Here is a 12,776-nt window from a genome sequence, read left to right on the forward strand (position 1 = left end):
GCCCTCACAGCAGTCCTACGGCGGTGTCCACGGCGGCGGCCACGTCGCCGTCCGCCGGGTACAGCAGCGAGCGGCCGGCGACCAGGCCGCGCACGGTGGGCAGGCGCAGGGCGCCGCGCCACTTGGCGTACGCCCCCTCCAGGTCGTCCCCGACATCGCCGCCGAGCAGCACGGCGGGCAGCGTCGACGTCTCCATCACCCGGGCCATGTCGCCGGGGTCGTCGGTGACCGGCACCTTCAGCCAGGTGTAGGCGGAGGAGCCGCCGAGGCCCGAGGCGATGGCGATGGACCGGGTGACCGCCTCGGCCGACAGGTCGTTGCCCAGCCTGCCCTCGGGGGTGCGGCGGCTGATGAACGGCTCGACGAACACCGGGAGCCGGCGGGCGGCCATGGCGTCGATGGCGCGGGCGGCGGACTCCAGGGTGGTCAGGGATCCCGGGTCGGCGTAGTCGACGCGCAGCAGCAGTTTGCCCGCGTCGAAGCCGAGTCGCTCGATGTCCTCGGGGCGGTGGCCGGTGAACCGGTCGTCCAGCTCGAAGCTGGCCCCCTGGAGGCCGCCGCGGTTCATCGACCCCATGACGACCTTGTTCTCCAGGGCGCCGAGCAGCAGCAGGTCGTCCAGGATGTCGGCGGTGGCGAGGACGCCGTCGACGCCGGGCCGGGACAGGGCGAGGCAGAGGCGTCCGAGGAGGTCGGCGCGGTTGGCCATGGCGAGTCCGCGGCCGCCGACGCCGAGGGCGCCGCGGGCCGGGTGGTCGGCGGCGACGATCATCAGCCGGCCGCTGTCGTCCAGCAGGGGTCTGCGGGCCCGGCGGGCGGCGGCCTCGGCGATCGCCTCGGGGTGCCGGGTGCGGACGCGGACGAGTTCGGAGACGTCCACGCGGGAAGGGCGGATCCCGTCGCCGCCGTGGGTGTGCGTGCCCGTGACGCGGCCCGCCCTCACCGGACCGCTCCGGCTTCGAGCGCGGCGGCCACCTCGTCGGGGCCGGGCATGGCGGAGGAGCACTCCAGGCGGGAGGCGACGATGGCGCCGGCCGCGTTGGCGTGCCGCATGACCGTCTCCAGGTCCCAGCCGGCCAGCAGGCCGTGGCAGAGGGAGCCGCCGAAGGCGTCGCCGGCGCCGAGTCCGTTCAGGACGGTGACGGGCAGGGGCGGGACCTCGGCGCTTTCGCCGTCACCGCGGACGGCGAGGACCCCTTCGGGTCCCTTCTTGACGACGGCCAGCTCGACGCCGGCGGCCAGCAGGGCGCGGGCGGCGGCATACGGCTCGCGTTCCCCGGTGGCGACCTCGACCTCGTCCAGGTTGCCGACGGCCACCGTGGCGTGGCGCAGGGCCTCGGTGTAGAACGGGCGGGCGGAGGCGGGATCGGCCCAGAACATGGGGCGCCAGTCGAGGTCGAGGACGGTGGTCCCCGACCGGGCCCGGTGGGCGAGGGCGGCGAGGGTGGCCGTACGGCTGGGCTCCTCGCTCAGGCCGGTGCCGGTGACCCAGAAGATCCGGGTCCCGCGGACGGCGTCCAGGTCCAGCTGGTGGGCGTCGATCTCCAGGTCGGGGGCCTTGGGCTGCCGGTAGAAGTAGAGCGGGAAGTCGTCCGGCGGGAAGACCTCGCAGAAGGTCACCGGGGTGGGCAGGCCGGGGACGGGGGTCACCCAGCGGTCGTCGACGCCGAAGCCGCGCAGCGCCTCGTGGAGGTAGGCGCCGAACGGGTCGTCGCCGGTGCGGGTGATCACGGCGGTGTGCCGGCCGAGCCGGGCCGCGGCGACCGCGACGTTCGCGGCCGACCCGCCGAGGAACTTGCCGAAGGACGACACCCGGGCGAGCGGGACACCGGTCTGGAGCGGGTAGAGGTCCACTCCGATCCGCCCCATGGTGATCAGGTCGTAGGCCATCGGCATCCCTTCGTCGTGGCTCTCCCCGGCTTTCTAGTCCCGCGCGCCGAGCCCTGTCAATGTTTTGTCCGGACATTCGGACGAGTTCCCTCCCGGGGTGGGACGGGACCCCGTCGGGGCGCCGCCCTTCTGTGGCGGTCGTGTCACAAACACCCTCTTCCTGTCACACATGTCACGTATACGCGGGCTCTCGGTCACACCCGGACGACAAGGGTGTCCGGCCGGTAACTCTGCGTCGTTCAACGGGCACAGGCTTGGTGATCGCCAGCGCAGCGCCCGGTCCCCCCGGCGGCCGTACCCGGCCGCCGCCGCGGCGCGCGCGGGGAGGTACGGCTCATGACCGACCGAAGGCTCTGGTCCTACAAGGAGATCGCGGCGCACATCCGGGTCCAGCCGGACACCGTGCGGTCCTACCGCAAACACGGGCTGCTGCCCCCACCCGACCATGTCGAGGGCGGCAAGCCCTACTGGTACGCCGACACCGTCCGCGCCTGGGTCGCCTCCCGGCCCGGCAACCGCGGCCGCGGGGGCGGCTGATCCCCGCCGGGCCGCCGGGAGAGGCGGCACGCGCGCGGGGTACCCGGAAGCGCCGGCCGCACGGCGCTTCCGGCACGCCGGGACCCCCCTTGGTGAAATACCCCCTAGGGGTATAACCTGAAGAACGTGGGGCTCCCCCGTGGGCCCCACCGGCCCCACCCGCCTCGACGAGGAGTAATGACATGACCGCCCACACCGACACCCCGGGCTCCGTCACCGCCGTCTACCAGGTGACCGGCATGAGCTGTGGCCACTGCGAGGGCTCCGTCTCCGCCGAGATCTCCCGGATCCCCGGCGTCACCTCGGTGCAGGCCGTCGCGTCGAAGGGCGAGGTGACCGTCGTCTCCGACGCCCCGCTGGACGAGGAGGCCGTCCGCGCCGCCGTGGACGAGGCCGGCTTCGAGCTGGCCGGCAAGGCCTGAGAAAGACTCCCCCTTTCCCCGACCGGGCCGCGCCGACCAGCTGATACTGGATCCGTACGGTCCGGTCCGATGTCTGGAGTCCGGACATGACCAGCACCACCGCAGAGACAGCCATAACCGCGGACGCGGCCCACCGGGTCGAGCTGCTCATCGGCGGCATGACCTGCGCCTCCTGTGCCGCCCGGGTGGAGAAGAAGCTCAACCGGATGGACGGCGTCAGCGCCACCGTCAACTTCGCCACCGAGAAGGCCAGGGTCGCCTACGCCGACGGCGTCGAGGTCGCCGACCTGATCGCCACCGTGGAGAAGACCGGTTACACCGCCGAGGAGCCCCCGCCGCCGGATCCCGCACCCGAGGCCGCGGACGGGCCGCAGACGCCCGGCCGGGACCCCGAACTCGGCGCCCTGCGGCACCGCCTGCTCGTCTCCGCGCTGCTCGCGGCCCCCGTCGTCCTGCTCGCCATGATCCCGGCACTCCAGTTCGACAACTGGCAGTGGCTGTCGCTGACGCTCGCCGCGCCCGTGGTCGTCTGGGGCGCCGCCCCCTTCCACCGGGCCGCGTGGACCAACGCCCGGCACGGTGCCGCCACCATGGACACCCTCGTCTCGGTCGGCACGCTGGCCGCGTTCGGCTGGTCGCTGTGGGCCCTGTTCCTCGGCGACGCGGGCATGCCCGGGATGCACGACGAGTTCCGCCTGACCGTGTCCCGCACGGACGGCGCCTCCACCATCTATCTGGAGGTCGCCGCTGGGGTCGTCGCGCTGATCCTGCTCGGCCGCTACCTGGAGGCCCGCTCCAAGCGGCGCGCCGGTGCCGCCCTGCGGGCCCTGATGGAGCTGGGCGCCAAGGAGGTGGCGGTCCTGCGGGACGGCCGCGAAGTGCGCGTACCGGTGTCCTCCCTGGCCGTCGGCGACCGGTTCGTCGTCCGGCCCGGCGAGAAGATCGCCACCGACGGCACGGTGGCGGAGGGCCTCTCCGCGGTGGACGCCTCCATGCTGACCGGCGAGTCGGTGCCGGTGGACGTCGGCCCCGGCGACCGGGTCACCGGCGCCACGGTCAACGCGGGCGGACGGCTGGTCGTCGAGGCCACCCGGGTCGGCGCGGACACCCAGCTCGCCCGGATGGCGAAGCTGGTGGAGGACGCACAGAACGGCAAGGCCGAGGTGCAGCGGCTCGCCGACCGGATCTCCGCGGTCTTCGTGCCCGTGGTCATCCTCCTCGCGCTCGGCACGTTCGGCGTGTGGCTGGGCGTCACCGGGGACACGGTCGCCGCGTTCACGGCCGCCGTCGCCGTCCTGATCATCGCCTGCCCGTGCGCGCTGGGCCTGGCCACCCCGACCGCGCTGATGGTCGGCACCGGCCGCGGCGCCCAGCTCGGCATCCTGATCAAGGGCCCCGAGGTGCTGGAGTCCACGCGCCGCGTCGACACGGTCGTCCTCGACAAGACCGGCACGGTCACCACCGGCCGGATGAGCCTCCAGGCGGTGTACGTCGCCGACGGCGAGGACGAGAAGGAGCTGCTGCGGCTCGCGGGCGCCCTGGAGCACGCCTCCGAACACCCGGTCGCGCGTGCGATCGCCGCGGGCGCCGAAGAGCGCGCCGGCGCGCTCCCGGCGGCCGACCACTTCGAGAACGTGCCCGGACGGGGCGTACGCGGGCGCGTGGACGGCCATGAGGTGGCCGTGGGCCGTCTCTACGACGACCTTCCCGAGGAGCTGGCCCGCGCCGCACGCGAGGCCGAGCGGGAAGGCCGTACGGCCGTCGTGGCCGGCTGGGACGGGCGGGCCCGCGGCGTCCTCGCGGTGGCCGACACGGTCAAGGAGACCAGCGCCGAGGCGGTGCGCGCGCTGCGCGGGCTGGGGCTCACACCGGTGCTCCTCACCGGCGACAACCGGACGGTCGCCGAGGCCGTCGCCCGGAGCGTCGGCATCGACTCCGCGGACGTCTACGCCGAGGTGCTGCCCGAGGACAAGGTGGACATCGTACGGCGCCTCCAGCGCGAGGGCCGGTCCGTGGCGATGGTGGGCGACGGCGTGAACGACGCGGCGGCGCTCGCCACGGCCGACCTGGGCCTCGCCATGGGCACCGGCACCGACGCGGCGATCGAGGCCGGCGACCTGACCCTGGTGCGCGGGGACCTGCGCGTGGCCGCCGACGCGATCCGGCTCTCGCGCAGGACGCTGGCCACCATCAAGGGCAACCTGGTGTGGGCCTTCGGCTACAACGTCGCCGCGCTGCCGCTGGCCGCCGCGGGACTGCTCAACCCGATGATCGCGGGTGCCGCGATGGCCTTCTCCTCGGTGTTCGTGGTGACCAACAGCCTGCGGCTGCGGACCTTCCGGTGAACCGGCGCGGCGGAACCGGCACAGATTGCCCGTGACCGAAACGGACATGCCCCTGGAGTCCGGCGCGCACCTCACATAAGCTCTTCACGAGGCTCGCGCATCTTCCTTACGCTTGGGACCCGATCGACGTATCGGGCCTCTTGCGCACCTAAAGGACATATGCAAGAGACGCACATCACAGTGATGCGAACGTAACCCTCGAAGGGCTTCGAAGGTCTAAGTTGGCGATGTCGGACCAGCGTCTTGGGGGGCGCTGACCGGCATCTGGGGATGTCTTGGGGGACTTCCTCAGAGTTGCGTTGCCGGGGCACGTACACCGGGGAGCTTTGAGCGGCCCTCCCAGCGTGCGTTGTCCCGGCAGACCGCACCGCATCACCGGAGCAGGACGGGCTGTGCTCGTCCTGCTCACAGACAGCGATTCAGGCGCTGTCCTCTCCGAGCGCCCGGCCGGATCCCGTGGGGGGAATCCGCACCGGGACATGGGAAGGCGCCCTGGTCGTCGGCCCGTGGGGGGACCGGCGTCCTGGGGCGCCTTCCGTCTGTCTTACGGCTGCTCTCTCACACCGGTGACGCGGGGCCCGCCGGTGACGGCAGGCCCCGGCCGTCCGGTCGGTTCAGCGCTCCTCGACCGGCACGAAGTCGCGCTCGACGACACCCGTGTAGATCTGACGCGGGCGGCCGATGCGGGAACCCGGCTCCTTGATCATCTCGGTCCACTGGGCGATCCAGCCCGGCAGGCGGCCGAGGGCGAACAGGACCGTGAACATCTCGGTCGGGAAGCCCATGGCCCGGTAGATCAGACCGGTGTAGAAGTCGACGTTCGGGTACAGCTTGCGCTCGACGAAGTAGTCGTCGGACAGCGCGTGCTCCTCCAGCTTCAGGGCGATGTCGAGCAGCTCGTCGTCCTTGCCCAGCGCGGAGAGCACGTCGTGGGCGGCGGCCTTGATGATGCGGGCGCGCGGGTCGAAGTTCTTGTACACCCGGTGGCCGAAGCCCATCAGGCGGACGCCGTCCTCCTTGTTCTTCACCTTGCGGATGAAGGTGTCGACGTCGGAGCCGGAGTCGCGGATGCCCTCCAGCATCTCCAGCACCGACTGGTTGGCGCCGCCGTGCAGCGGGCCCCACAGGGCGCTGATGCCCGCCGAGATCGAGGCGAACATGTTGGCCTGCGAGGAACCGACGAGGCGGACCGTGGAGGTCGAACAGTTCTGCTCGTGGTCGGCGTGCAGGATGAGCAGCTTGTCCAGCGCGGAGACCACGACCGGGTCCAGCTCGTAGTCGTCCGCCGGCACCGAGAAGGTCATGCGCAGGAAGTTCTCGACGTAGCCGAGGTCGTTGCGCGGGTAGACGAACGGGTGGCCGATCGACTTCTTGTACGCGTACGCCGCGATCGTCGGAAGCTTCGCGAGCAGCCGGATCGTGGAGAGGTCGCGCTGCTTCTCGTCGAACGGGTTGTGGCTGTCCTGGTAGAAGGTGGACAGCGCCGAGACGACCGAGGACAGCATCGCCATCGGGTGGGCGTCGCGCGGGAAGCCCTTGTAGAAGTTCTTGACGTCCTCGTGCAGCAGGGTGTGCCGCGTGATGTCGTTCTTGAACGTCGTCAGCTCGTCGACGGTGGGCAGCTCGCCGTTGATCAGCAGGTACGCCACCTCGAGGAAGGTGGAGCGCTCCGCCAGCTGCTCGATGGGGTAGCCGCGGTAGCGGAGGATGCCCGCCTCGCCGTCGAGGTAGGTGATGGCGGATTTATAGGCGGCCGTGTTGCCGTAACCGCTGTCCAGAGTCACCAGACCGGTCTGGGCGCGGAGCTTCCCGATGTCGAAGCCCTTGTCGCCGACGGTGCTGCCGACCACCGGGTAGGTGTATTCGCCGTCGCCGTACCGCAGTACTACAGAGTTGTCGCTCACGTCTTCCCTCACCGACGTAGTGCCTCATCTTCGAGGTGCCCTGACTGTCTCTACCATCCCCCATTTGGCTCAGGAGAGTGCACTCGGGGTCGACCATTGGGCCTATTGGCGGCACTCAGTGCCGTCAACCTGCTCATCCTGCCCCCTGCACGGGGCATCCGGTAGTGCTCTGTGACCTTCATGACTCATTTGATCGATCATTTTTCCCGAGGAGCCGGTGGTCCAGGGCCGTGCAGCGGCGCCCGGCCGACACCGTGCGCACCGCCTGGCCGATCGCCCGGCGCGAACCGACGAGGACGACCAGCCGTTTCGCCCGGGTGACCGCCGTGTACAGGAGATTGCGCTGGAGCATCATCCATGCCCCGGTGGTGACCGGAATCACCACGGCGGGATATTCGCTCCCCTGCGAACGGTGGATGGTCACCGCGTACGCGTGGGCCAGTTCGTCCAGTTCGTCGAACTCGTACGGCACCTCCTCGTCCTCGTCCGTCAGCACCGTCAGGCGCTGGTCGACCGGGTCGAGGGAGGTGACGACGCCCACGGTGCCGTTGAAGACGCCGTTCTTCCCCTTCTCGTAGTTGTTGCGGACCTGGGTGACCTTGTCGCCGACGCGGAAGACCCGGCCGCCGAACCGCTTCTCCGCCAGATCGGGGCGCCCCGGCGTGATGGCCTGCTGCAACAGCCCGTTCAGCGCCCCCGCGCCCGCCGGCCCCCGGTGCATCGGCGCGAGCACCTGCACGTCCCGGCGCGGGTCCAGCCCGAACTTGGCCGGAATCCGGCGCGCCGCCACGTCCACGGTGAGCCGGCCGGCGGCCTCGGTGTCGTCCTCGACGAAGAGGAAGAAGTCCTTCAGCCCGTCGGTGAGCGGCTGCTGCCCGGCGTTGATCCGGTGCGCGTTGGTGACCACGCCGGACTGCTGGGCCTGCCGGAAGACCCGGGTGAGCCGGACGGAAGGGACCGGGCTGCCGTCGGCGAGGAGATCACGCAGGACCTCCCCGGCACCCACGCTCGGCAACTGGTCCACGTCCCCGACGAAGAGCAGATGCGCGCCCGGCGGTACGGCCTTCACGAGCTTGTTGGCGAGCAGCAGGTCCAGCATCGACGCCTCGTCCACGACGACCAGGTCGGCGTCGAGCGGCCGGTCCCGGTCATAGGCCGCGTCGCCCCCCGGCCTCAGCTCCAGCAGCCGGTGCACGGTCGAGGCCTCCGCGCCGGTCAGCTCGGCCAGCCGCTTGGCCGCCCGGCCGGTCGGGGCGGCCAGCAGCACCTTGGCGCGCTTGGCCCGGGCCAGCTCCACGATCGAACGGACGGTGAACGACTTGCCGCAGCCCGGCCCGCCGGTCAGCACGGCCACCTTCTCGGTCAGCGCGAGCCGGACGGCGGCCTTCTGCTCGGGCGCCAGGTCGGCGCCGGTGCGCGACGCCAGCCAGCCCAGGGCCTTGTCCCACTCGACATCCCGGAAGGCGGGCATCCGGTCCTGGTCCGTCCGCAGCAGCCGCAGCAGCTGCGCGGACAGGGACAGCTCCGCCCGGTGGAAAGGCACCAGGTAGACCGCGCTGACGGGCTCCGGGTCTCCGTCGGGCCCGGGCACCCGCTCCCGTACGACCCCTGGATCGGCGCCGTCCTCCGGCGCCCGGCCCAGCTCCGCGAGGCACTCGATGACCAGCCCCGTGTCGACCTGGAGGAGCTTGACCGCGTCGGCGATCAGCCGCTCCTCCGGCAGGAAGCAGTGCCCCTGGTCGGCGGACTGCGACAGCGCGTACTGCAAACCGGCCTTGACCCGCTCCGGGCTGTCGTGCGGGATGCCGACCGACTGCGCGATCTTGTCGGCGGTGAGGAACCCGATGCCCCACACGTCGGAGGCGAGCCGGTAGGGGTGCTCCTTCACCACGGAGATCGACCCGTCGCCGTACTTCTTGTAGATCCGCACGGCGATCGAGGTGGACACCTCCACGGTCTGGAGGAAGAGCATGACCTCCTTGATCGCCTTCTGCTCCTCCCAGGCGTCGGCGATCTTCGCGGTTCGCTTGGGCCCGAGCCCCGGCACCTCGATCAGCCGCTTCGGCTCCTCCTCGATGACCCGCAGCGTGTCCACCCCGAAGTGCTGGGTGATCCGGTCGGCGAACACCGGCCCGATCCCCTTGACCAGCCCCGAGCCCAGATACCGCCGGATGCCCTGCACGGTGGCGGGCAGCACGGTCGTGTAGTTCTCCACATGGAACTGCTTGCCGTACTGCGGATGCGACCCCCAGCGCCCCTCCATGCGCAGGGACTCCCCCACCTGGGCCCCGAGCAGCGCGCCGACCACGGTGAGCAGCTCCCCGGCGCCCCTGCCGGTGTCGACCCGGGCGACCGTGTAACCGTTCTCCTCATTGGCGTACGTGACACGCTCCAGCACGCCTTCGAGCACGGCGAGACGCCGCTCACCCGTGGGGTTCCCCGCCTGGTTGGACATGATCCGACGGTACCGGTGCGCTCTGACAGCGGCCCACTGTTACTGTGCCTGCCCGTGATCGACACCGGCAGCGCCGACGCCCGCCAGGACTTCTACGACCGCATCGTGGCCGCCACCGCGGACACGCGGTACCGGCCGCGCCGGACCGTGCCGGGCTTCGACCTGACCGTCGACGTCCCCCGGTCGCCCCTGACCGCGCGGCGGGTCAGCCAGGTCCACACCTACCGGGTCGTCCTGCACCCGGAGGACCGGCGCTTCTCCATGACGGACATCGTCCGCACCGTCGAGTACGAGGCGGGCCTCGGCGGAGTGCGCACCAGCAAGACGGTGTCCTCCGGCCGGAACGTGTACGCCACCTGGAGCCGCAGCCTCGACGGCACCGAGCGCCACTCCTTCTCGTCCGCCGCCGGCCACCGCCTGATCCGGGGCGTGGCCCGGGATCTGGGCTGGCGCGAGATCCGCCCCACCAGCGTCAAGGTGGCCCTGGCGGCCGGACTCCTCGGCGCCCTCATAGCCCTGGGCACGCTGATCGCCCTCGCCGTGGTCTTCCTGTTCTGAGGGTTCAGGAGAGCGGGTGGACGTCCGGGTTCCCCTTCAGCCCTTCGAGGAAGGTGGTGAAGGCGGAGGCGGGGAAGGTGAGGGTGGCCCGGGCGGGGGCCTTGGAGTCGCGGACGGCTGTGTGGGTGGGGGTCGTTGCTATCTCTACGCAGGCGTTGCCGTCCCCCTCACCGGAATGGGAGGACTTCCGCCAGTTCTCAGGCATGGTCATGGATTGCCTCACAGCTCCTTCGCCAGCTCGTGCAGGAAGTCACGCGACCGGTCGGGCTCCAGGGATACGGCCTCCACCTTACGGAAGCGCGTTCGGTAGGCCGCGAGCTGCGCCTCCGAATCGACGAAGACCGAGCCATGGGGCGCGTCCCGCACCACTGTGTCCAGCCGGGGCAGCGGGCCGCCCGCATAGGTCATGGCGCTCGAAGCCCTCGCGAAACCGTCGAGGTCGAAGGGGATGACCCGCACGGTGATGCGGTCCGCGTCGGATAGCTCCAGGAGGCGGGCCAGTTGTGCCTTCGAGGCCGCACGATCGCTGACCCGGATGCGCAGCGCCGCCTCATGGATCACCGCTTCGTAGGGGAAGGCGGCCTGCTGGCGTCTCATGCGGTGCTCAATGCGCAACTCCAGTTCCTCGGGCGTCAGTTCCGGCACGCGGGCCGAGAAGACGGCGCGTGCGTACTCTTCGGTCTGCAAGAGGCCCGGCACGAAGAGCAGCGCGACCTCCCTGAGGAACCCGGCGTGATGCTCCAGTTCGGCCAGGTCCAGGAAGGCCGTGGGCAGCTGACCCCGGTACTCCTCCCACCAGCCGCGCGTACGCCCGGTGGCCATGACGACGAGGGAGTCGATGAACTCCGTGTCCGTGCAGTCGTAGTGGGAGGCGAGACGACGCAGCCGCTGCTCGCTGACACCGGCGATGCCGGACTCGATCTGGCTGATGACCGGCGCGGTCACGCCAAGGAGTCCGGCCGCCTCCCGGGCCGTGAGACCCGCCGCCTCGCGAAGCCTGCGCAGCTCGACCGCCAGCCGCAGCTGACGGGCTGTCGGCTCGCTCCTCAATGCCATCGCCGACTCCTCCCAACGCGGCTGCCCGCGCTACTCGTTCGGCGTCACATTACGCGATCGGCTTGCGCCGTTTAAACAATTAGCCCTACGGTCGGTGACGCAACGCACACACAGCGGAAGTGCGACGCTCCGTCCCGCCAGGGCGGCTGCGACATGCCACCGCGCGCGAAACCCCTCACCCCACCGGAGTGGATGACGCATGCCCGAGAACGACGCCTGGGACTACACCCTCTACATCCCGAACGACCTCAGAGCCGTCTCCGTCTGCCGCCGCACCCTGCGCCTGATCCTGACGATGCACGGATTGATCGGCTTGGTGGACACGGCCGAACTGCTCGCGGCGGAGCTGGTCTCGAACGCCGTACGGCACACCGAGGGACCGGCCGCACTGCGGGTCCGCCGGTCACCGGAGGGCCCGGTGTGGATCGGGGCGTGGGACACGGACCCCGCGCCGCCTCCGCCGCCCCAACCGCTGGAGCGGGCCGTGGACCTCGAGGAGGGACGCGGGCTGGGGCTGGTGATGGCCTGCGCGCAGTACTGGGGGTGGCAGCCGTCGGCCCGGTTCGGGGACCGGGGGAAGTACGTGTGGTGCGAACTTGTGGCGGCGTAGCTCGTTGATCACGTCGTACGGAAAGGAGAGCTGATGGTCGGCTCGTCGCACGAGGCGCTGCACCGGATCTTCCAGAAGGATCCGACGCTGCTGACTCGGGCATTACAGCGGGTACTGCACGTGCCGTTTCCCGAACCGAGGGAGATCGCCGCGCTGAACGTGGACCTCACGGAGGTCGAACCGGTCGAGCGCCGGGTGGACACCCTGCTCCGGGCGGAGACCGACGAGGGGACGTACCTCCTCGTGGTCGAGTCCCAGGGCAAGGTGGATGACCGCAAGCGGGGCAGCTGGCCGTACTACCTGTCGTACCTGTACGAGAAGTACCGCTGCGAGCCCGTGCTCATCGTCATCACCCAGAGCAGCAACACCGCGCGGTGGGCGTCCCAGCCCATCCGGCTGGGCTTCCCCGGCTGGCACTCGCTGACGGTACGTCCACTGGTCCTCGGCCCGGACAACGTGCCGGTGATCGCCGACGAACGGCAGGCCGAACGGGACGTACCCCTTGCGGTGCTCTCGGCGATGACACACGGGCGTGGCCCCCAGGCGCCCGCCATACTGGAATCACTGGCATCCGCCCTGCGGACCATCGACCCCGACAGTGCCGCGGTCTTCGTGCAGTTCGTCGACTCCTGCCTGGCCGATCCCCAGGCGAAGCAGATGTGGAGGGACCTGATGACGGCAATCCAGTACTTCTGGCGACACCCACTGGCCGAACAGGTACGCGAGGAAGGACGGGAGCAGGGCCTGGAGCAGGGCCTGGAGCAGGGCCTGGAGCAAGGCCTGGAGCAAGGCCTGGAGCAAGGGCACATCGAGGGCCGTCGGCAGATGATCCTCCGCATCCTCGAATGGCGCGGCCTCCCCGCACCCGACACCGTCCACCAGCGAGTGAACACCTGCACGGACCTCGACCAGCTCGAAACCTGGGCACAGCGGGCCCTCCACGCCACGGACGCGGCGGAGCTGTTCGCCGAAGAGTGAGTGGTCGTCAGCGGCCGTGGT

General features: G+C 70.9%; 12 protein-coding genes. 6 read left to right on the plus strand and 6 right to left on the minus strand.

What is annotated here, in order from left to right:
- Positions 1–4 precede the first annotated feature (4 nt).
- A complete protein-coding gene (locus ABZ117_RS02180) occupies positions 5–895 on the minus strand; it encodes a deoxyribose-phosphate aldolase (protein WP_356816641.1) in 891 nt (296 codons plus the stop codon).
- A 44-nt stretch (positions 896–939) separates the two neighbouring features.
- Positions 940–1,890, minus strand: coding sequence for a 5-dehydro-2-deoxygluconokinase (gene iolC, locus ABZ117_RS02185; protein ID WP_356816479.1), 951 nt, complete (start codon positions 1,888–1,890; stop codon positions 940–942).
- A gap of 336 nt (positions 1,891–2,226) precedes the next feature.
- Here iolC and ABZ117_RS02190 point away from each other — a divergent pair, with 336 nt between their 5' ends.
- The 3 genes from ABZ117_RS02190 to ABZ117_RS02200 all read left to right on the plus strand — a co-directional run bounded on the left by ABZ117_RS02190 (position 2,227) and on the right by ABZ117_RS02200 (position 5,194).
- Positions 2,227–2,427: a MerR family transcriptional regulator gene (locus ABZ117_RS02190; RefSeq protein ID WP_356816480.1), complete on the plus strand. Its 201-nt coding sequence runs from the start codon at positions 2,227–2,229 to the stop codon at positions 2,425–2,427.
- 182 nt (positions 2,428–2,609) lie between these two features.
- Positions 2,610–2,849, plus strand: coding sequence for a heavy-metal-associated domain-containing protein (locus tag ABZ117_RS02195; protein WP_356816481.1), 240 nt, complete (start codon positions 2,610–2,612; stop codon positions 2,847–2,849).
- 86 nt (positions 2,850–2,935) lie between these two features.
- Complete coding sequence (locus tag ABZ117_RS02200) at positions 2,936–5,194, plus strand: heavy metal translocating P-type ATPase (protein ID WP_356816482.1); 2,259 nt, start codon at positions 2,936–2,938, stop codon at positions 5,192–5,194.
- Positions 5,195–5,808: 614 nt separating this feature from the next.
- On the opposite strand, the gene ABZ117_RS02205 is transcribed toward ABZ117_RS02200, so the two are convergent.
- Positions 5,809–7,098 (minus strand): citrate synthase, encoded by a 1,290-nt coding sequence (locus tag ABZ117_RS02205; protein ID WP_356816484.1) that lies wholly within the window; start codon positions 7,096–7,098, stop codon positions 5,809–5,811.
- A 178-nt stretch (positions 7,099–7,276) separates the two neighbouring features.
- The gene (locus ABZ117_RS02210; RefSeq protein ID WP_356816485.1) at positions 7,277–9,553 is read right to left on the minus strand and encodes an ATP-dependent RecD-like DNA helicase; all 2,277 of its coding nucleotides are present in this window, start codon (positions 9,551–9,553) and stop codon (positions 7,277–7,279) included.
- A 54-nt stretch (positions 9,554–9,607) separates the two neighbouring features.
- Between ABZ117_RS02210 and ABZ117_RS02215 the strand changes: the two genes are divergently transcribed.
- Positions 9,608–10,111 carry a hypothetical protein gene (locus ABZ117_RS02215; protein ID WP_356816487.1) on the plus strand — a complete coding sequence of 168 codons (504 nt, stop codon included), beginning with the start codon at positions 9,608–9,610 and terminating at the stop codon, positions 10,109–10,111.
- Between the two features lie 4 nt (positions 10,112–10,115).
- On the opposite strand, the gene ABZ117_RS02220 is transcribed toward ABZ117_RS02215, so the two are convergent.
- Positions 10,116–10,322: a DUF397 domain-containing protein gene (locus tag ABZ117_RS02220; protein WP_356816489.1), complete on the minus strand. Its 207-nt coding sequence runs from the start codon at positions 10,320–10,322 to the stop codon at positions 10,116–10,118.
- Between the two features lie 8 nt (positions 10,323–10,330).
- Entirely contained in the window at positions 10,331–11,167 is an 837-nt protein-coding gene (locus ABZ117_RS02225) for a helix-turn-helix transcriptional regulator (RefSeq protein ID WP_356816491.1), read from the minus strand.
- 199 nt (positions 11,168–11,366) lie between these two features.
- Between ABZ117_RS02225 and ABZ117_RS02230 the strand changes: the two genes are divergently transcribed.
- Together ABZ117_RS02230 and ABZ117_RS02235 are read left to right on the plus strand one after the other, a co-directional pair.
- Positions 11,367–11,777 (plus strand): ATP-binding protein, encoded by a 411-nt coding sequence (locus ABZ117_RS02230; RefSeq protein WP_356816493.1) that lies wholly within the window; start codon positions 11,367–11,369, stop codon positions 11,775–11,777.
- Between the two features lie 33 nt (positions 11,778–11,810).
- Positions 11,811–12,755, plus strand: a complete 945-nt coding sequence (locus tag ABZ117_RS02235; RefSeq protein ID WP_356816495.1) for a hypothetical protein — start codon at positions 11,811–11,813, stop codon at positions 12,753–12,755.
- The last annotated feature ends 21 nt before the right edge of the window (positions 12,756–12,776 follow it).

The organism is Streptomyces sp. NPDC006309, from assembly GCF_040613095.1.
GTDB lineage: Bacteria > Actinomycetota > Actinomycetes > Streptomycetales > Streptomycetaceae > Streptomyces.

What these genes read in the sequence shown, in the direction of transcription:
- ABZ117_RS02220 (WP_356816489.1), bottom strand. Translation starts at nt 10,322, where the DNA reads ATGACCATGCCTGAGAACTGGCGGAAGTCCTCCCATTCCGGTGAGGGG.
- ABZ117_RS02195 (WP_356816481.1), top strand. Translation starts at nt 2,610, where the DNA reads ATGACCGCCCACACCGACACCCCGGGCTCCGTCACCGCCGTCTACCAG.
- iolC (WP_356816479.1), bottom strand. Translation starts at nt 1,890, where the DNA reads ATGGCCTACGACCTGATCACCATGGGGCGGATCGGAGTGGACCTCTAC.
- ABZ117_RS02210 (WP_356816485.1), bottom strand. Translation starts at nt 9,553, where the DNA reads ATGTCCAACCAGGCGGGGAACCCCACGGGTGAGCGGCGTCTCGCCGTG.
- ABZ117_RS02235 (WP_356816495.1), top strand. Translation starts at nt 11,811, where the DNA reads ATGGTCGGCTCGTCGCACGAGGCGCTGCACCGGATCTTCCAGAAGGAT.
- ABZ117_RS02200 (WP_356816482.1), top strand. Translation starts at nt 2,936, where the DNA reads ATGACCAGCACCACCGCAGAGACAGCCATAACCGCGGACGCGGCCCAC.
- ABZ117_RS02190 (WP_356816480.1), top strand. Translation starts at nt 2,227, where the DNA reads ATGACCGACCGAAGGCTCTGGTCCTACAAGGAGATCGCGGCGCACATC.
- ABZ117_RS02230 (WP_356816493.1), top strand. Translation starts at nt 11,367, where the DNA reads ATGCCCGAGAACGACGCCTGGGACTACACCCTCTACATCCCGAACGAC.
- ABZ117_RS02225 (WP_356816491.1), bottom strand. Translation starts at nt 11,167, where the DNA reads ATGGCATTGAGGAGCGAGCCGACAGCCCGTCAGCTGCGGCTGGCGGTC.